At 71.4% G+C, this 17,622-nt stretch carries 16 protein-coding genes; 8 read left to right on the plus strand and 8 right to left on the minus strand.

The genetic code is table 11. The features are described 5' to 3' along the window. Positions 1-31 precede the first annotated feature (31 nt). Both AB0N16_RS24660 and AB0N16_RS24665 read left to right on the plus strand, forming a co-directional pair. Positions 32-535, plus strand: coding sequence for a PH domain-containing protein (locus AB0N16_RS24660; RefSeq protein ID WP_365800119.1), 504 nt, complete (start codon positions 32-34; stop codon positions 533-535). Continuing rightward, positions 532-1,860 carry a PH domain-containing protein gene (locus tag AB0N16_RS24665; RefSeq protein WP_365800121.1) on the plus strand — a complete coding sequence of 443 codons (1,329 nt, stop codon included), beginning with the start codon at positions 532-534 and terminating at the stop codon, positions 1,858-1,860. Before AB0N16_RS24660 ends, AB0N16_RS24665 begins: the two co-directional genes overlap by 4 nt. Before the next feature lie 130 nt (positions 1,861-1,990). On the opposite strand, the gene AB0N16_RS24670 is transcribed toward AB0N16_RS24665, so the two are convergent. Together AB0N16_RS24670 and AB0N16_RS24675 are read right to left on the minus strand one after the other, a co-directional pair. Further along, complete coding sequence (locus AB0N16_RS24670; protein WP_365800123.1) at positions 1,991-3,175, minus strand: hypothetical protein; 1,185 nt, start codon at positions 3,173-3,175, stop codon at positions 1,991-1,993. A gap of 97 nt (positions 3,176-3,272) precedes the next feature. Further along, positions 3,273-4,400, minus strand: coding sequence for an alpha/beta hydrolase-fold protein (locus tag AB0N16_RS24675; RefSeq protein WP_365800125.1), 1,128 nt, complete (start codon positions 4,398-4,400; stop codon positions 3,273-3,275). Positions 4,401-4,624: 224 nt separating this feature from the next. Here AB0N16_RS24675 and AB0N16_RS24680 point away from each other — a divergent pair, with 224 nt between their 5' ends. The 6 genes from AB0N16_RS24680 to AB0N16_RS24705 all read left to right on the plus strand — a co-directional run bounded on the left by AB0N16_RS24680 (position 4,625) and on the right by AB0N16_RS24705 (position 9,799). Beyond that, a complete protein-coding gene (locus AB0N16_RS24680; RefSeq protein ID WP_365800127.1) occupies positions 4,625-6,436 on the plus strand; it encodes a phosphatidylglycerol lysyltransferase domain-containing protein in 1,812 nt (603 codons plus the stop codon). Between the two features lie 112 nt (positions 6,437-6,548). Further along, positions 6,549-7,538: a dihydropteroate synthase gene (gene folP / locus AB0N16_RS24685; RefSeq protein ID WP_365800129.1), complete on the plus strand. Its 990-nt coding sequence runs from the start codon at positions 6,549-6,551 to the stop codon at positions 7,536-7,538. Then, a complete protein-coding gene (locus AB0N16_RS24690) occupies positions 7,535-8,038 on the plus strand; it encodes a nuclear transport factor 2 family protein (protein ID WP_351712126.1) in 504 nt (167 codons plus the stop codon). Before folP ends, AB0N16_RS24690 begins: the two co-directional genes overlap by 4 nt. Positions 8,039-8,295: 257 nt before the next feature. Next, positions 8,296-8,655 carry a dihydroneopterin aldolase gene (folB, locus tag AB0N16_RS24695; RefSeq protein WP_351748877.1) on the plus strand — a complete coding sequence of 120 codons (360 nt, stop codon included), beginning with the start codon at positions 8,296-8,298 and terminating at the stop codon, positions 8,653-8,655. Further along, entirely contained in the window at positions 8,652-9,263 is a 612-nt protein-coding gene (gene folK / locus AB0N16_RS24700; RefSeq protein WP_365800132.1) for a 2-amino-4-hydroxy-6-hydroxymethyldihydropteridine diphosphokinase, read from the plus strand. The genes folB and folK overlap by 4 nt, the downstream gene beginning before the upstream one ends. 50 nt (positions 9,264-9,313) lie before the next feature. Further along, the gene (locus AB0N16_RS24705; RefSeq protein WP_365800134.1) at positions 9,314-9,799 is read left to right on the plus strand and encodes a DUF3180 domain-containing protein; all 486 of its coding nucleotides are present in this window, start codon (positions 9,314-9,316) and stop codon (positions 9,797-9,799) included. Between the two features lie 17 nt (positions 9,800-9,816). On the opposite strand, the gene folE is transcribed toward AB0N16_RS24705, so the two are convergent. The 6 genes from folE to dacB all read right to left on the minus strand — a co-directional run bounded on the left by folE (position 9,817) and on the right by dacB (position 17,595). After that, entirely contained in the window at positions 9,817-10,422 is a 606-nt protein-coding gene (gene folE / locus AB0N16_RS24710) for a GTP cyclohydrolase I FolE (RefSeq protein ID WP_362575957.1), read from the minus strand. A 135-nt stretch (positions 10,423-10,557) separates the two neighbouring features. Continuing rightward, complete coding sequence (ftsH, locus tag AB0N16_RS24715; RefSeq protein ID WP_365800136.1) at positions 10,558-12,597, minus strand: ATP-dependent zinc metalloprotease FtsH; 2,040 nt, start codon at positions 12,595-12,597, stop codon at positions 10,558-10,560. A gap of 208 nt (positions 12,598-12,805) precedes the next feature. Continuing rightward, complete coding sequence (gene hpt, locus AB0N16_RS24720; RefSeq protein ID WP_351747268.1) at positions 12,806-13,366, minus strand: hypoxanthine phosphoribosyltransferase; 561 nt, start codon at positions 13,364-13,366, stop codon at positions 12,806-12,808. Positions 13,367-13,415: 49 nt separating this feature from the next. After that, positions 13,416-14,528, minus strand: a complete 1,113-nt coding sequence (gene tilS, locus AB0N16_RS24725) for a tRNA lysidine(34) synthetase TilS (RefSeq protein ID WP_365800138.1) — start codon at positions 14,526-14,528, stop codon at positions 13,416-13,418. 191 nt (positions 14,529-14,719) lie between these two features. After that, on the minus strand, positions 14,720-15,853 hold the full coding sequence (locus tag AB0N16_RS24730) for a zinc-dependent metalloprotease (RefSeq protein WP_365800140.1): 1,134 nt from the start codon (positions 15,851-15,853) through the stop codon (positions 14,720-14,722). A 143-nt stretch (positions 15,854-15,996) separates the two neighbouring features. Further along, entirely contained in the window at positions 15,997-17,595 is a 1,599-nt protein-coding gene (dacB, locus tag AB0N16_RS24735; RefSeq protein WP_365800142.1) for a D-alanyl-D-alanine carboxypeptidase/D-alanyl-D-alanine-endopeptidase, read from the minus strand. Positions 17,596-17,622: the final 27 nt, after the last annotated feature.

Here is a 17,622-nt window from a genome sequence, read left to right on the forward strand (position 1 = left end):
GGACCCAGTCTCTCGTACGTACGCTGACCTTATGGAGACGGGGAGCCCGGCCGGCGCCGGGGCGACGGAGACCGAACCGGTGTGGGCAGGGCTGCCGCCCGGCCTGCTGCGGATGCGCCGGCTGCTGCTGGTGGTGTGGCTGGGGCTGCTCACGCTCGCCGTGGGCCTGCTGACGGGGCTGCTCGCGGGTCCGGTGTGGGCGGCCTTCGCGCTGCTACCGCTGGCCACGACGGCCTGGGGCTGGGTGCTGCTCGGCCGCAACTGGCGCTCCTGGCGGTACGCCGAGCGCGCCGACGACCTGCTGATCAGCCGTGGCGTGCTGTGGCGCGAGGAGACCGTGGTGCCGTACGGGCGGATGCAGCTGGTCGAAGTGACCTCGGGGCCCGTCGAGCGGTACTTCGGCCTGGCGAGCGTGCAGCTGCACACCGCGGCCGCGGCCACCGACGCGGCCATCCCCGGTCTCGACCCGGCCGAGGCGGAACGGCTGCGCGACCGGCTCACCGAGCTCGGCGAGGCCCGATCGGCAGGCCTGTGACCGCGCCCGGCGCGGCCGGCGCCATACGCTCCGGCAAGGCGGTGGGCGAGCGGCGGCTGCATCCCGTGACGCCGTTCCGGCGAGCGTGGGCGCCGGTCGCCGTGCTCACCGGCTGGGCGGTGCACGACCCGAACCAGGCCCAGGAGCAGCTGACGAAACTGACCACGACCATGCTCCTGGCCGGACTCGCCGTCCTGGTCACGGCGGGCGCGCTGTACGGCTTCCTGACCTGGTGGTTCACCTACTTCGCGGTGACCGACAGCGAACTGCGCATACGCACCGGCCTGTTGTTCCGGCGCACCGCGCACATCCGGCTGGAGCGGATCCAGGCCGTCGACGTGACCCAACCGCTCCTCGCGCGTGTGGCGGGCGTCGCCAAGCTGCGTATCGACGTCGTCGGCACCGACAAGAAGGACGAGCTGGCCTTCCTGGGGCAGGGCGAGGCACGTGCGCTCCGCGCGGAACTGCTGGCGCGCGCCGCCGGATTCGCGCCCGAGACGGCGCACGAAGTCGGCGAGGCTCCGGCGCACGAGCTGATGCGCGTGCCCCCGGGCAAGCTCGCGCTCTCCCTCGTGCTGACGGGCGCCACCTGGGGCTCCCTGGCCGCCGCCCTCGTCGTACCGCCGGTGCTGTGGCTGGCCACGCACAGCGTGTGGACCGTGCTCGCCACCGCCCTGCCGCTGCTCGGCGCGGCGGCCATGACCAGTGTGGGGAAGTTCGTCGGGGAGTACGACTGGACGGTCGGGGAGTCCCCGGACGGGCTGCGTATCGACCACGGGCTGCTCGACCGGACCCACGAGACGGTGCCGCCCGGGCGGGTGCAGACCGTGCGGATCGTGGAGCCGCTGCTGTGGCGGCCGCTGCACTGGGTGCGGGTGGAGCTGGACGTGGCCGGGTCGGCGAACTCGGTGCTGGTACCGGTCGCCCCGCGCGCGGTCGCCGAATCGGTCGTGGCGCGGGTGCTGCCCGGTGTGACGGTGCCCGGTGAGCTGCCGCGGCCGCCCCGGCGGTCCGGCTGGTGCGTGCCGTTGTGGTGGCGCGGGTACGGGCTCGCGGTCACCGACACGGTGTTCGCCGCGCGGCACGGGCTGCTGCGCCGGCACCTGGCGCTGGTCCCGCACGCCAAGGTCCAGAGCGTGCGGCTGACGCAGGGGCCCTGGGAGCGGCTGTGGCGGCTCGCGGACGTTCATGTGGACACGGGGGCCGACAAGACCGTGACGGCCCGTCTGCGGGACGTGGAGGCGGCCGCTTCGCTGCTGCGGGAGCAGGCCGAGCGGTCCCGGACGGGGCGCCGGTCGGCACGCCCGGACCGCTGGATGGCCTGAGCACGGCCCGAGAGCGGCGCGGCGGGCCAGGGACGGGACGAGGACGGGCCGGGGACGGCCCGAGGAACGCCTGAGTCGGGGCACCCGGCGGGTGCCCCGGCTCAGGACTGGCGCGGGTTTCCGGTGGTGTTCAGGAGGCGGCGCTGCGCAGGCCCCCGATGTTGATCTGCTCGGTCTCGTCGTGCGCGGTCAGGTCGATGACCTGGCCGACGCCCCGGGTCTCCGGGTCGGCGGCCTTGAACTCGGCCTCGGACTCCGCCTTGTGGAGCGCGAGCGCCTCCTGGCCGACGACGTCCGCGAGGTCCTCGTTGTGCACGGACTCCAGCCCGCCGACCGAGGAACCCTTCTGGGTGCCGAAGAAGTCGAACCCGCCGGTGACCAGCGGACGCGGGATGGGTGCAGCCGGCAGCACGGCCACCGCGGTCGGCACCGTGAAGTGACCGGTGGGCTTGACGGAGTTGACGGACGGTGCCGTCGTGGCGGGGGCGTCCTGCTCCACCGGCGCCGGGGTGGTGTCCGCCGGCTCGGCGGTGGTGACGGCGGCCGCGCGCGCGTGCCCGTCGACCGCCTCGGGCTGCCCCTGTTCCTCGTCCTCCGGTGCGGACTCGCTCTTCGGCGCCTCGGGTGCGGCGGCCGTCTCCGTAGCGCCCTCGGTGCCGGTGTCGGCCTCGGCCGCCGGGGCGTCGCCCTCGAAGCGGGCCAATGCCACCTTGGCCCGCAGGAACAGCTTGGAACCCTCCGGCGAGAAGACCGCGGGAGTCGTCTCCTCGACCTCCAGCTCCTCGCCTTCCTCGACACCCGCCACGGGCCCCTCCGCCTCTTCGGCGGTCTGGGCGGCCGGCAGCGCGTTCGACGGCGCGGTGGCCTCGATCTCCAGCAGGCGGCGGCCCTCCAGGGCGCTCGCGCGCTCGGTCTCGGCCGTGGCGTAGCGGCGCAGCAGGGACGCGTGCTCGTTGCGCAGTCCCGCCAGTTCCGCCCGCTTCGCGCGCAGCCGCTGCTCCAGCTTGGCCCGCAGCTCCCGCGACTCCTCGAGGTCGGTCTCCAGCTCGGCGATCCGCTCCTCGTGGCGCCACTCGTCGCTCGCACGCGCGCGTGACAGGTCGGCCACCTGCTTGCCCGCCTCGGTGTCCCAGCGGCGCATCACGGCGGCACCGACGGCCGCGGTCGCCGCGGCTATCGCGGCCAGCGTGCGCAGCGCCGTCGGTTGGGAGAACAACCAGGGGCCCAGCGCGCAGACGAGGGAGACACCGGCGATCGCCGAGGGAGGCAACAGCCTGTGCAAAGGCGGGGAATGACGGTGACGTCCACGTGGCATGGCCAGAAACTTACCGCGCGTAGGCGAATCGTGGTGCCCCGGGCCGTAAAAACACGGCGACATCGAAGTCTTCACAGGGCATCGCCGGAGACCGGGGTCAGCGGTCGCTCAATCGGCCGCTGATCCACTGGAGCGTCGCGGGGATCTCGCGGCGCCAGGTATTGAAGTTGTGGCCGCCGCTGTCGAGGATGATCGACGAGATCCGGGTCCGGTTCGTGGCCTGCACGCGCGCGATGAATTTCAGCGTGTCCTTGTAGTTGGTTTCTCCGATTTTGCTGCTGGTGACCAGCAGGGACGTCTGCGGAGCGGGTTCGTGCCCGAGGAGCCACCAGAGGTTCGCGCGGTCGCGGAGTCTTCCGTCGCCCTGGTAGAGATCACCGGTCGTGGGATCGACGGGCGCCTTGTAGTACGCGGAGAGGCCCGCGCCGGCGGCGTACACGCCGGGGTGGTGCATCGCGAGCTTGAGCGCGCAGTAGCCGCCGGTCGAGTCGCCGATGACGCCCCAGCTTCCCGGTTTCTTACCGACCCTGTAGTGCGCGGTCACCGCCTCGGGCAGGTCCTTGGCGAGGAAGGTCTCGGCCTGCGGTCCACGCGGGACGTCCACGCACTCGGTGTCCCGGGGCGGTGCGACCGTGGGCCGCAGCATCACCAGGATCATCGGCTGCATCCGCCCGTCCTTGGCCAACTGCTGTGCCGTGCGCGGGTAGTGCAGTTTGTCGACGAGCGACCGCGCGGTGCCCGGGTAGCCGGTGAGGACGACCGCCGCCGGGAACGTGCGGGTGCGGTACTGCGGCTGGAAGTACTCCGGCGGCAGGTACACGTAGGCGGGCGTGGTGATGTGGGTCGTACGGCCGGCGATGTCGACCTGCTCGATCTGGCCGGCCGTCCCCGGCCGCGAACCGCCCGCGCCGTGCACGCGGGAGGTGGCGACCACCTGGAGCGGACCGCCGCCCGCGCCGCCCGCCGCGTGGTCGACGACGACACCCTGGTCCGTCTCTCTGCCGAACAGATCGGCCCAACTGGCGTAGAAACCGAAAGCCTGGTTGGCCGCTATCCCGAGACACGCGAAGAGCGCCGCCTGGGTGGCCAGCAAAAGGCCGACGCGACCGCTGACGGCCCGCCAGTCGCGGCGGGCCAGCCGGGGCCACAGCCACACCGTGCCGACGAACAGGAGGAGGGCGGACAAGACCGCCAATGCCAGTGTTTTATCGCTCGTGAGTCCCATGAGGTACTTCCTGCCTGCGCTTTCCCCCGTGGCGACCGCCGCTTTCAGCGAGGCTTGCCCCGGTCTTTCCTTGGCCTTTGACCCGGCTTTCCGATGGGGAGTGAACCTCTCCCCCCGAGACACCGTCCTAGAGGGCGCAATGTCGCCGGATGCCCGAATCGGGCCCGGATTCAAGGTCTCTCGCAGAACTACGGGATGCGATGTCTGTCAGGATAGATGGGGAAATGTCGGGCGGGGTTCCGAGCCGATCAAGCCGGGCGCGGCGCATAGTCCGTGGTCCGCGCCCTGAGGCGGTCCCCGCTCTGGTCGGCCGGGCGTGCGCGGTCGTAGGCGTCCTGGACATCGCCGCGGGTGTGTTCCCGCGCTTCCGGCACAGCCGTATGCACGCCATGGCCGAGGTGCTGCCCGGGTCGCTGGGGCCGTTCGCCGCCGCTCTCTCGCTCAGCGCGGGCGTGTTGCTGCTGCTGCTCGCGCACGGGCTCAAGCGGCGCAAGCGCCGGGCGTGGCGGGCCGCGGTCGCGCTCCTGCCGGCCGGCGCGGTGTCGGAGTTCGTGTACCGGCACTCGGTCATCGGAGCCCTGATCTCGCTGGCACTGTTCGTGCCCCTGGTGCTCCACCGCGACGAGTTCAAGGCACTGCCGGACCCGCGCAGCCGGTGGCGCGCGCTCGCCAACTTCGTGCTCATGAGCGCCGGTTCGCTCGCCCTCGGGCTGGTCATCGTCAGCGCCCACCCGAAGCGCACGATCGGCGACCCGAGCCTGGCCGACCGCATCACACACGTCCTGTACGGCCTGTTCGGCTTCGAAGGCCCCGTCGACTACGAGGGATCGACCTCCTGGACGGTCGCCTTCTCGCTCGGCGCCCTCGGCCTGATCACGGCGGTCACCACCATCTACCTCGCCTTCCGCCCCGAACACCCCGCCGCGCACCTCACCGCGGAGGACGAGGCCCAGCTGCGCGCCCTGCTCGAGAAGCACGGCGCCCGCGACTCCCTCGGCCACTTCGCGCTCCGCCGCGACAAGGCGGTGGTCTTCTCGCCCAGCGGCAAGGCGGCGGTCACCTACCGCGTGGTCTCCGGCGTGATGCTCGCGAGCGGCGACCCGATCGGCGACGTCGAGGCCTGGCCCGGTGCCATCGAACGCTTCATGGACGAGGCCAAGGCCCACTCCTGGACCCCCGCCGTGATGGGCTGCTCGGAGACGGGCGGCGAGGTGTGGACCCGGGAGACCGGCCTGGACGCCCTCGAACTGGGCGACGAGGCGGTGGTGGACGTAGCGGATTTCTCGCTCGCCGGACGCGCGATGCGCAACGTGCGCCAGATGGTCAAGCGCATCGAGCGAGCCGGCTACGAAACCCGGGTACGGCGCATCCGTGACCTCGGCGAGGCCGAGCTGGACCGTATCCGCCGGGCGGCGGAGGACTGGCGCGGCACCGACACCGAGCGCGGCTTCTCGATGGCGCTCGGCCGCATCGGCGACCCCTCCGACGGCGACTGCCTGATCGCCACCGCCCACAAGACCGACGAGACACCCGGTCCCTACGGCGACCTCAAGGCGATCCTGCACTTCGTGCCCTGGGGCACCGACGGCGTCTCCCTCGACCTGATGCGCCGCGACCGCGCGGCCGACCCCGGGATGAACGAACTGCTCATCGTGGCCGCCCTCCAGGCTGCCCCGAAGCTCGGCATCACCCGGATCTCGCTCAACTTCGCGATGTTCCGCTCGGCGCTCGCGCGGGGCGAGAAGATCGGCGCGGGCCCGGTGCTGCGCGCCTGGCGCGGGCTGCTGGTCTTCCTGTCGCGCTGGTTCCAGATCGAGTCGCTGTACAGGTTCAACGCCAAGTTCCAGCCGCGCTGGGAGCCGCGCTTCGTGGTCTACCGGGCCTCCGGAGACCTCCCGCGGATCGGCCTCGCCGCCATGCAGGCCGAGGGCTTCGTCAACCTGGCCCTCCCGCTGCCGCGCTTCCTGCGCCGCAACACCCCGGCCGCCCGTCCCTGCGCCCACGGCGTCGCCGAACAGGGCATACGAGCGGCGTGACCCCGTGACCGGCCCGAGCGGACGCCCCTCCCCCTCCAGCCCGCGGGCTCCGCTCGGGCCCACCCGAAGGCCGCACGCCGGGGCCGCCGTTTCCTGGGCCTACGCTGAACGTATGAGCAACCACAGCGGACGTGGCCAGGTGGCAGGGCTTCCGGCATGGGACCGGTGCGCGGTCATGGGGGTCGTGAACGTCACCCCCGACTCCTTCTCCGACGGCGGCCGCTGGTTCGACACGACGATCGCCGTCAAGCACGGCCTCGACCTCGTCACCGAGGGCGCCGACCTCGTCGACGTCGGCGGTGAGTCCACCCGCCCCGGCGCCACCCGTGTCGATGAGGACGAGGAACTGCGCCGTGTCATCCCCGTCGTCCGCGGCCTCGCCTCCGAGGGCGTCGTCGTCTCCGTCGACACCATGCGCGCCAGTGTCGCCCAGCAGGCCCTGGCCGCCGGCGCGGCCCTCGTCAACGACGTCAGCGGCGGCCTCGCCGACCCCGACATGATCCCCGTCGTCGCCGAGTCGGGCGCCCCCTTCGTCGTCATGCACTGGCGCGGCTTCCTGGAGGGCGGCAACGTCCGGGGCCTGTACGACGACGTCGTCGCCGAAGTCCTCGAGGAACTGCACGCGCGCGTGGACGCAGTCCTGGCCGGCGGCATCTCCCCCGACCGCATCGTCGTCGACCCCGGCCTCGGCTTCTCCAAGGACTCCGAGCACGACCTGACCCTTCTGGCCCACCTCGACCGGCTGCACGCCCTCGGGCACCCGGTGCTCGTCGCCGCCTCCCGCAAGCGGTTCCTCGGCCGGGTCCTGGCCGGGCCCGCGGGGGCGCCCCCGCCCGCCAGGGAGCGCGACGCGGCGACGGCCGCCGTCTCCGCGCTCGCGGCGCACGCCGGCGCGTGGGCGGTGCGCGTGCACGAGGTGCGCGCCACGGCGGACGCGGTGCGGGTCGCGCGCGCCATAGAGGGGGCGCGCGCGGGACCGGACACGCCGGGCGCGCACGCCTCACAGGCCTCGCAGCCCGCGCACGCCTCACAGCCCGCGCCGGCCCCGCAGCCCGCACCGGCCTCGCAGACCCCTCCCCGCCGCGCAGAAGGAGCCCGGTGAGCGCCCCCCACACCGACGTCGAGCAGGTCGAGGCCGCCAACACAGCCTTCTACGAGGCACTGGAGCGCGCCGATTTCGAGGCGGTGTCCGGCCTCTGGCTCACCCCCGCCGACCTGGGCGTCGACGAGGAGTACCACGACCCGGCGGACAGCGGCGTGGTCTCCTGCGTGCACCCGGGCTGGCCGGTGCTGACCGGCCGCGGCGAGGTCCTGCGGTCGTACGCGCTGATCATGGCGAACACCGACTACATCCAGTTCTTCCTCACCGACGTGCATGTCTCCGTCACCGGCGACACCGCCCTGGTGACCTGCACGGAGAACATCCTCAGCGGCGGCCCGGCCCCCACGGGCGGGCAGGAGCTCGGCCCGCTGGTGGGTCAGCTGGTCGTCGCCACGAACGTGTTTCGGCGCACCCCGGACGGCTGGAAGCTCTGGTCCCACCACGCCTCCCCGGTGCTGTCCGAGACCGACGAGGACGAGGACGACGACACGCCCTCCTGAGCGTCCGCGCCGGCCCGCGCGGCCCGCGTGGCGCAGGAAGTGGCTGGAATCACGAACTCGCCGGTAGGTGCGGCTACCGGCCCATGAGCCGCCGGGTTCTCCAGGGAAAACACGCGGTGAACCCTGGCGACCCCGGCGCGGGCCACCGCCCCGTGCCCTGGTTCTGTCAGTGCCCGCAGGTAGATTCGACTGAGGCCGGTCGATCGTCCGCACACGATGCGACCTCGCCGTTACCGACGATTGCAGGAGTGATTCGCGTGGATCGTGTCGCGCTGCGCGGCCTGAAGGCCCGCGGGCACCACGGTGTCTTCCCCAAGGAGCGCGAGGAGGGCCAGACCTTCCTCGTGGACGTCGTCCTTGGTCTGGACACCCGGCCGGCGGCGGCCGACGACGACCTGACGAAGACCGTGCACTACGGCGTGGTGGCCGAAGAGGTCGTCGCCGTGGTCGAGGGGGAGCCGGTGAACCTGATCGAGACGCTCGCCGAGCGGATCGCCCAGGTCTGCCTGAAACACGAGGGGGTAAGAGAGGTCGAGGTCCAGGTACACAAGCCGGACGCGCCCATCACCGTCCCCTTCGACGACGTCACCGTCACCATTACCCGGAGCCGAGTATGACCGCATCCTCTCTGCGGGGTCCCAGTGACCCGACCGTCCAGCCGGTGCCCGCCTCCGTCGTCGAGCAGGTCGACGCCGCCGACACCACCCTCTCCAACCCCAAACGCGCCGTGGTCGCCCTCGGCTCCAATCTCGGCAACCGCCTGGAGACCCTGCAGGGCGCCATCGACGCGCTGGAGGACACTCCGGGCGTCCGCATCAAGGCCGTGTCGCCGGTGTACGAGACGGAGCCGTGGGGCGTCGAGCCCGGCAGCCAGCCGGCGTACTACAACGCGGTCGTGGTGCTGAAGACCACCCTCCCGCCGTCCTCGCTGCTGGAGCGGGCGCACGCGGTGGAGGAGGCGTTCAACCGGGTGCGGGACGAGCACTGGGGCCCGCGCACCCTGGATGTCGACATCGTCGCGTACGCGGACGTCGTCTCCGACGATCCACAGCTCACCCTTCCGCACCCGCGGGCCCACGAGCGTGCCTTCGTGCTGGCGCCCTGGTACGACGTCGACCCCGAGGCACAGCTGCCCGGCCGCGGCGCGATCGCCGACCTGCTGGCGGTCGTCACCCGGCACGGTGTGGAAGCACGTGCGGACCTGGAACTCCGACTGCCCGAGTAGTCGTTAAGGTCGACACGACCACATCTCTGCGGGGGAGCTGAAGGAACACAGTGAAAGAGCTGCGGATCAGGGTGCTGGCCGGCGTGTTCGTCGTGGCCGGGGTGCTGTCCTGGGCTGGCGCCCGCCTGTGGAACTCGGTGGGGACCCTGCCCAGCGTGCCGGTGGCCGCCCCGATCGTCCTCGCCCTGATCGCCATAGTCCTGCTCGCCACGGCGCTCTCGTTGCGCGCCCGCCTCCGGGCCCAGCGTGAGCGCCGCCCGGGCGCCAAGGGCGTCGACCCCCTGATGGCCGCCCGCGCGGTCGTCTTCGGCCAGGCCAGCGCCCTGGTCGCGGCCCTGGTCGCCGGCATGTACGGAGGCACGGGCGTCTTCCTGCTGGAGCTCCTCGACCTCCCCGCCCGCCGCGACCAGGCCCTCTACGCGGCCTTCTCCGTGGTCGCCGGCATCGGTGTCATAGCGGCGGCGATGTTCCTGGAGCGGGTGTGCAAGCTCCCGGAGGACGACGACAACCACAGTGGGGCCGAGCCGGTCGCCTGAGCCCCGCCCGGGGAAGGTCAGCGGGCCAGTATCAGGCTCATCGCCTCGGCGCGGGTCGTGGCGTCCCGGAGCTGGCCGCGGACCGCCGAGGTCGTCGTCTTGGCCCCCGGCTTACGGATCCCACGGACCGACATGCACATGTGCTCCGCCTCGACGACCACGATCACACCCCGGGCCTCCAGGATCCGCATCAGGGAGTCGGCGATCTGGGTAGTGAGACGTTCCTGCACCTGCAGACGACGGGCGAACACCTCGACCAGGCGCGCGAGCTTGGACAAGCCCGTGATCTTGCCGGTCTCCGCGGGGATGTAGCCGACGTGGGCGACGCCGTGGAACGGCAGCATGTGGTGCTCACACAGGCTGACGATCTCGATGTCCTTGACCAGGACCATCTCGTCGTGCCCGAGATCGAAGGTCGTCGTCAGCACCTCTTCCGGCTGCTGGTGGTTCCCGGCCAGCAACTCGCGGTACGCCCGCGCCACCCGCGCCGGAGTCTCCCGGAGCCCTTCACGGTCGGGGTCCTCCCCCACCGCGATCAGGAGTTCACGGACGGCGTTCTCGGCGCGTTTCTCGTCGAACTCGCCGATGGTGCCCTCGCCGTCCAGGGTCACGGGATCGGTCATCTGGGGTGCCTCGTTCCATTGGGGGGCGCCTGTGGGTCACACGCCTCATCTGCGGGCATACCGAAAAGCCGCGCCCCCCAGGCTAGATCCTGGGGGGCGCGGCATCCATTCCGAGCCAGGCGAGACCGGTGTGACTCAGCTCTCGGGACGGTCCTCCGGGGCCTTCTCGACCGCCGGGGCGGACTCGGCCGCCGTGGACTTCGCGGTGCTGATCGCCGGTGTCGAGCCGTTCGCCCCGTTGGTCAGTGCGAGCTCCCTGGGGGAGAGCACCGGCGGGCGGGTGGACGGCGTACGGCGGGAGGAGCCGGTCCACGCGGGGCGCGCGGGCCGCTTGTGGATCGCCGCGAAGATCTCGGCGATCTCCTCCTTGTTCAGGGTCTCCTTCTCCAGGAGCTGGAGAACGAGGTTGTCGAGGACGTCACGGTTCTCGACCAGGATCTCCCAGGCCTCGTTGTGAGCGTTCTCGATGAGCTTCTTGACTTCCTCGTCCACCAGGGCGGCGACCTCTTCCGAGTAGTCGCGCTGGTGGGACATCTCACGGCCGAGGAAGGGCTCGGTGTTGTCGCCGCCGAACTTGATCGCGCCGAGACGCTCGGTCATGCCGTACTGCGTGACCATCGCGCGGGCGGTGGCCGTGGCCTTCTCGATGTCGTTGGCTGCGCCGGTGGTCGGGTCGTGGAAGACCAGTTCCTCGGCCGCGCGGCCGCCCAGCATGTAGGCGAGCTGGTCGAGCATCTCGTTGCGCGTGGTCGAGTACTTGTCCTCGTCCGGCAGCACCATCGTGTAACCGAGGGCACGGCCGCGGGACAAGATCGTGATCTTGTGGACCGGGTCGGAGTTCGGGGAAGCCGCCGCGACCAGGGCGTGGCCGCCCTCGTGGTACGCGGTGATCTTCTTCTCCTTGTCCGACATGATCCGGGTCCGCTTCTGCGGGCCCGCGACCACGCGGTCGATCGCCTCGTCGAGCATCTGATTGTCGATGAGCTTGCGATCGCTGCGGGCCGTGAGCAGCGCCGCCTCGTTCAGCACGTTCGACAGGTCCGCGCCGGTGAAGCCCGGCGTGCGGCGGGCGACCGCCGCGAGGTCGACGTCGGGCGCGACCGGCTTGCCCTTCTGGTGGACCTTGAGGATCTCCAGACGGCCCAGCAGGTCCGGCGGGTCGACCGCGATCTGGCGGTCGAAACGGCCCGGGCGCAGCAGCGCCGGGTCGAGGATGTCGGGCCGGTTCGTCGCGGCGATGAGAATCACACCGCCCTTGACGTCGAAACCGTCCATCTCGACGAGCAGCTGGTTCAGCGTCTGCTCACGCTCGTCGTGACCGCCGCCAAGGCCGGCGCCGCGATGGCGGCCGACCGCGTCGATCTCGTCGACGAAGACGATCGCCGGGGCGTTCGCCTTGGCCTGCTCGAAGAGGTCACGGACCCGGGAGGCACCGACACCGACGAACATCTCGACGAAGTCGGAACCGGAGATCGAGTAGAAGGGCACCCCTGCCTCACCGGCGACGGCACGCGCGAGCAGCGTCTTGCCGGTGCCGGGACGGCCGTAGAGGAGCACGCCCTTGGGGATCTTGGCGCCGACCGCCTGGAACTTGGCCGGCTCCTGGAGGAACTCCTTGATCTCGTGGAGCTCCTCGACGGCCTCGTCACAGCCCGCGACGTCCGCGAACGTCGTCTTCGGGGTGTCCTTGGTGATGAGCTTCGCCTTGGACTTGCCGAAGTTCATGACCCGGGAGCCGCCGCCCTGCATCTGATTCATCAGGAACAGGAAGACGACCACGATGAGGACGAAGGGGAGCAGGGAGAGCAGGACACCGACGAAAGCGTTCTGCTTGGTCGGCGAGACGGTGTAACCGTCGGGGATCTGCTTGTCCTGGAACTTGGTCTGCAGCGTGTTGGCGATGGTCACGCCCTGGTCGCCGATGTAGCTCGCCTGGATCTTCGAGCTGCCGTCGACCTTCTCGCCGTTCTTGAGCGTGACCTTGATGGTCTGCTCGTCACCGGTGGTCAGCTTCGCCGATTCCACCTTGTTGTTGTTGATCGCCGCCACGACCTGGCCGGTGTCCACCGTCTTGTAGCCGCCGGACGAGCCGACGACCTGCATCAACACGACCACGGCAAGGACGGCCAGCACGATCCACATGACCGGCCCACGGAAGTATCGCTTCACGTCCATCCATACGGAGCGGTGTCGCTCCGTCCCTCCTGCCATAGTGAGTTTGATAAGACAGTTCTTCTGACGGTACCCCAGCATGAGTGCCCGAAGCCGCGCGGAGCGGCTCGGACGGCTGGCAAGCCCGTCTCTGCATGCTCCAACGGCGCGAAACCCGCTGGGGTTCCCGATCGTCTTACGTAAGTGGACCCTCCGGCGTATCAGCCGGGGTTCAGCCGCCGTAGACGTGAGGCGCGAGCGTACCGACGAACGGGAGATTGCGGTACTTCTCGGCGTAGTCGAGGCCGTAGCCGACGACGAACTCGTTGGGGATGTCGAAGCCGACCCACTCGACGTCGATGGCGACCTTGGCCGCGTCCGGCTTGCGCAGCAGGGTGCAGATCTTCAGGGTCTCGGGCTCGCGGGAGCCGAGGTTGTTGATCAGCCAGGACAGGGTCAGTCCGGAGTCGATGATGTCCTCGACGATCAGGACGTGCCGGCCCTTGATGTCGGTGTCGAGGTCCTTGAGGATCCGCACCACACCGGAGGACTGGGTGCCCGCCCCGTAGGAGGACACGGCCATCCAGTCCATGGTGACGGGGGTGGACAGCGCCCGGGCGAGGTCTGCCATGACCATCACGGCGCCCTTGAGGACGCCGACGATGAGCAGGTCCTTGCCCGCGTACTCCGCGTCGATCTTCGCGGCCAGCTCGGCCAGCTTCGCGTCGATCTCTTCCTTGGTGATGAGTACCCGCTGAAGGTCGGCACCCATGTCTTTCGCGTCCACCCGCATCACTTTCGGTCGTCCCACCGGCGGAGCCCGGACCCCGGGGGGTACGGAATCAGCCTTGCCGGATCACCAGTCTGCCACCCTGGCGCTGGGCCACGACCTTGCCGGGGAGATTGATGGCTCCCTGACCACGCCAGCCGGTGATCAGCCGGTCGACTTCCTCGATGTGCCGGGCGAAGAGCGAACCGGCCGGTGCGCCCGCCTCGATGGCCGCGCGGCGCAGGATCCGGCGGCGCACGGCGGGTGGCAGGGCGTAGAGCTTGGCGCATTCCAGCAGACCCGCCGCGTCCCGTACGGAGGCCTCGGCCTGGCTGGCCCAGGTGTCCAGGGCGTCGGCGTCGTCGCGGGAGAGCTGGGCGGTGCGGGCGAGCGCCTCGACGACGCCCTTGCCGAGGGCCTTCTCCAGGGCGGGCAGGCCCTCGTGGCGGAGCCGGGAGCGGGTGTAGGCCGGGTCCACGTTGTGCGGGTCGTCCCAGACCGGCAGGGACTGGACCATGCAGGCCTTGCGGGCGGTCTGCCGGTCCAGCTGGAGGAACGGGCGGCGGTAACGGCCGTCGGCCCCCGAGACCGCGGCCATTCCGGACAGGGAGCGGATACCCGAGCCGCGGGCGAGGCCGAGCAGGACGGTTTCGGCCTGGTCGTCTCTGGTGTGGCCGAGCAGGACCGCGGTGGCGCCGTGCCGCTCGGCGGCGGCGTCCAGGGCGGCGTAGCGGGCGTCCCTGGCGGCGGCTTCGGGTCCGCCGTCGCGGCCGACGGTCACGGTGATCGACTCGGTGGGATCCAGGCCGAGTTCGCGCAGCCGTAGGACGACCTCTTCGGCCCGCAGGTCGGAGCCGGGCTGCAGGCCGTGGTCGACGGTGATGCCGCCCGCGCGGACGCCGAGTTTGGGGGCCTCGAAGGCGAGGGCGGAGGCGAGCGCCATCGAGTCGGCACCGCCGGAGCACGCCACGAGGACGAGCGGGGAGGGGGGCCGCTCGTTCGGTGACTGTTCCGGGATGTCTCCGACGGGGCGGATGTCTCCGACGGGGCGCGTGAGGCGCGCGACGATGCGCCCGCCGGCGCGCTCACCGGTGGTGCGGCTGCATCGGCTGGTATCGGTGAGGATGTCGTGGAGGACGCGGCGGACCGCCAGGCGTATCGCCGCGACCGCAGGATGGGGACCCATGTCCGGTTCCCTTCATGAAGTTTTCGGGGGGTGAACCCGAGATCGGTCACTCAGAGTGTGTCGATGGTGACAGAAACGGGCCGTTCCCCGAGCATCGCACGCCTACCCCTCGCTCACGGTCCCTCGGACGGGTGATTGGAGGGGCGTTCGCCTGCCGTGGGCAGGATCCGATTCACCACACCTGCGTCGGTTCACGACTCGGCCTTGCGATGCACCCGCGCGACCCAGTCCGCCGGTTTGGCGATCTCCGCCTTGGTCGGCAGGGTGTTCGGGGAGGTCCACGCCCGGTTGAAGCCGTCCATGCCGACCTGTTCGACGACGGCCCGCACGAACCGCTCGCCGTCCCGGTACTGCCGGAGCTTGGCGTCCAGGCCGAGCAGTTTGCGCAGGGTCATGTCCAGCCGGGAGGCGCCCTTGGCACGCCGCTGCTGGAACTTCTCCCGGATCTCGGCGACGGTCGGTACGACCGACGGTCCCACCCCGTCCATGACGAAGTCGGCGTGGCCCTCCAGGAGGGACATGACGGCGGTGAGCCGGCCGAGGATCTCGCGCTGGGCCGGGGTCTGCACGAGTTCGACGAACGACCGTCCGCCGTCGTCCTCCTCGGCCTCGGGGCGGCTCCCGGCGAGCGACTGGGCGGCGTCCCGGATCCGTTCGAGGACGGTCATCGGATCGACGTCGGTCTCCGACAGGAACGCCTGGATCTCGCCCTCCAGATGGGCGCGCAGCCAGGGCACCGCCGTGAACTGGGTGCGGTGGGTCTCCTCGTGCAGGCACACCCACAGGCGGAAGTCGTGGGGCTGTACGTCGAGTTCGCGCTCCACGTGGACGATGTTCGGGGCGACCAGCAGCAGCCGTCCGCCGCCGTGCTCGTCCGCGGGGAGATCGCGGGAGGCGGGAGCGAAGGTCTCGTACTGGCCGAGCACCCGGGACGACAGGAACGACAGCAGCATGCCGAGTTCCACGCCGGTGACCTTGCCGCCGACCGCGCCGAGGACCGCACCGCCCGGGCTGCCGGCCCGCCGCTCCTGCATCTTGTCCAGGAGCGGCTTGAGGAGTTCACGGAACCCGGCGACGTTGGCCTTCACCCAGCCCGGGCGGTCCACCACCAGGACGGGGGTGTCGTGGATGTCGTCGTTGCCCATACGAGTGAAGCCCCGGACGTGTTCCTCCGAGGCCTTCGCGTGCCGCCGCAGCTCCGCGACGATGGCCCGGGCCTCGTCGCGGCTCACCTCGGGGCCCGGCCGCACGAGCCGGGTCGCGGTCGCCACCGCGAGATTCCAGTCGACCATCCCAGAAGAAGCAGCGCCACCGATGCTCGTCATGCGTCAACCGTACGTTAGTGCTCCCACTTGGGGCAGGCCGTGGAGGTTGGTGGAGGTGCGGCTGTTTTGTGCGGCGGGCGGGGCCGGTGGTGCGTGCGTCGGCCGAGGCGGACGGTCCGTCCGCGGACGGGGAGCGCGGCGGTTCACAGGCCCGCCAAGGCCGTCGCCGTCCGGTCCAGTGCTTCCTGGGCCTCCTGCGGACTCGTCGTGTCCGCCGCGAGGAAGGCGAACGCCAGTAGCCGGCCGTCCTTGTCGACGACCGTGCCCGCCAGGGTGTTGACGCCTGTCAGGGTGCCCGTCTTGGCGCGTACGACGCCTGCCGCGCCGTCCGTGTAACGGCTGCTCAGGGTGCCCGTGAAGCCGGCCACCGGGAGGCCGGTGAGAACCGGCCGCAGGCCCGGCCGGTCCGCGTCGGCGGCCTTGACGAGCAGGGCGGTGAGCAGGTTCGCCGTCAGCCGGTCGTCGCGGTTCAGGCCGCTGCCGTCGTGGAAGGAGGCGCCGGTCATCGGCAGGCCCAGCTTGGTGAGTTGCGCGTCGATCGCGGCGGCTCCCCCGTCGAAGCTGGCCGGCCTGCCGCTCGCGAGCGCGGTCTGGCGGGCCAGGGCCTCGGCGATGTCGTTGTCGCTGTTGGTCAGCATGCGCTCGACGATCGCGGACAGTGGCGGCGAGGAGACGGCGGCGAGGGTGTCGGCCCGGCTGCTCGCCTTGGAGGTGCCGGGCGCCGAGGTCTTGATGCCGGCCTCGGCCAGGAACCCGGCGAACTTCTGCGCCGCGCCGGCCGCCGGGTCGCTCACCCGGGTCACCGGCCCCTCGACGGAGCCGTCGGTGCGAGCCTCGTCGGCCATGAGGGGGCTCACGCGCGCGAGGTTGTCGTTGACGCCGATGGGGTGCAGGTCGGGGCCGCTGTAGAGCGTGGTGTCGTACGAGAGCGTGATCTGTTTGATGCCCCGCGCGGTCAGCGATCTGGCCGTCTCGGCGGCGAGGGTGCGCAGGCTGGCCCAGCCTTCGGCGTTCTTACGGGCGGTCAGGGTGGGGTCGCCGCCGCCGACCAGGACGACCTCCCTGGTGCCGGGTTCGAGGGCCACGCGCGTGGTGATGCGGTGGTCGGGGCCGAGCGCGGAGAGGGCCGCGACGGCGGTGGCGATCTTGGTGGTGGACGCGGGAGTGAGGGCGGTGTCGGCGCCGGCCCCGTAGAGGCGCGCGCCGGTGGCCACGTCGACGACCACGGCGGTGTGGGTGCCGCCGAGCGCCGAGGCGTCCAGAAGGGGCCCCAGGAGGTCCGTGACGGCCGTTCCGCCGATTCCGGCGGGCTCCCCGCTCGGCGCCGACTTCACGGTGTTCGTGGCGGCGCCCAGGCCCGTCAGGACTGAGCCGGCGCTGGGCGCGGGGCCGGGTTCTGCCGCGGCGGTGTCGGAACCGTGATCTGCGCCACCCGTCCGTTCCAGGGCGGCGGCCCGGTCCCGCTCGGCCGTACGCTGACCGTCGGCGTCCCACGGGCCCGCCGCGGTCACCGCACCGGCGGCCAGCGCGAGCCCGGCCGTGGCGGCGCCCGCGGTGTACTGCCAGGTCTTGAAGGTCCGAGGACGAGGGGGTCGGATGAGGGCGGCCGGCCGGTGTCCAGTCGCGCGCCCGATGCGTGCCAGCTGCGGCCCCACTGCCCGCGTCAACCGCTTGACCTGCGGTTTCGTGGCGGTCACCAGGCGTGCCAGACGCGGTCGCACGGCACCCGCGATCTTCCGCACACGCGGTTTCGCGGACTGCCAAGGCCT

The sequence above is a fragment of the Streptomyces sp. NPDC051105 genome, from assembly GCF_040682795.1.
GTDB lineage: Bacteria > Actinomycetota > Actinomycetes > Streptomycetales > Streptomycetaceae > Streptomyces.

What these genes read in the sequence shown, in the direction of transcription:
- AB0N16_RS24660 (WP_365800119.1), top strand. Translation starts at nt 32, where the DNA reads ATGGAGACGGGGAGCCCGGCCGGCGCCGGGGCGACGGAGACCGAACCG.
- AB0N16_RS24670 (WP_365800123.1), bottom strand. Translation starts at nt 3,175, where the DNA reads ATGCCACGTGGACGTCACCGTCATTCCCCGCCTTTGCACAGGCTGTTG.
- AB0N16_RS24675 (WP_365800125.1), bottom strand. Translation starts at nt 4,400, where the DNA reads ATGGGACTCACGAGCGATAAAACACTGGCATTGGCGGTCTTGTCCGCC.
- AB0N16_RS24680 (WP_365800127.1), top strand. Translation starts at nt 4,625, where the DNA reads ATGTCGGGCGGGGTTCCGAGCCGATCAAGCCGGGCGCGGCGCATAGTC.
- folP (WP_365800129.1), top strand. Translation starts at nt 6,549, where the DNA reads ATGAGCAACCACAGCGGACGTGGCCAGGTGGCAGGGCTTCCGGCATGG.
- folK (WP_365800132.1), top strand. Translation starts at nt 8,652, where the DNA reads ATGACCGCATCCTCTCTGCGGGGTCCCAGTGACCCGACCGTCCAGCCG.
- folE (WP_362575957.1), bottom strand. Translation starts at nt 10,422, where the DNA reads ATGACCGATCCCGTGACCCTGGACGGCGAGGGCACCATCGGCGAGTTC.
- ftsH (WP_365800136.1), bottom strand. Translation starts at nt 12,597, where the DNA reads ATGGACGTGAAGCGATACTTCCGTGGGCCGGTCATGTGGATCGTGCTG.
- hpt (WP_351747268.1), bottom strand. Translation starts at nt 13,366, where the DNA reads ATGCGGGTGGACGCGAAAGACATGGGTGCCGACCTTCAGCGGGTACTC.
- tilS (WP_365800138.1), bottom strand. Translation starts at nt 14,528, where the DNA reads ATGGGTCCCCATCCTGCGGTCGCGGCGATACGCCTGGCGGTCCGCCGC.
- AB0N16_RS24730 (WP_365800140.1), bottom strand. Translation starts at nt 15,853, where the DNA reads ATGACGAGCATCGGTGGCGCTGCTTCTTCTGGGATGGTCGACTGGAAT.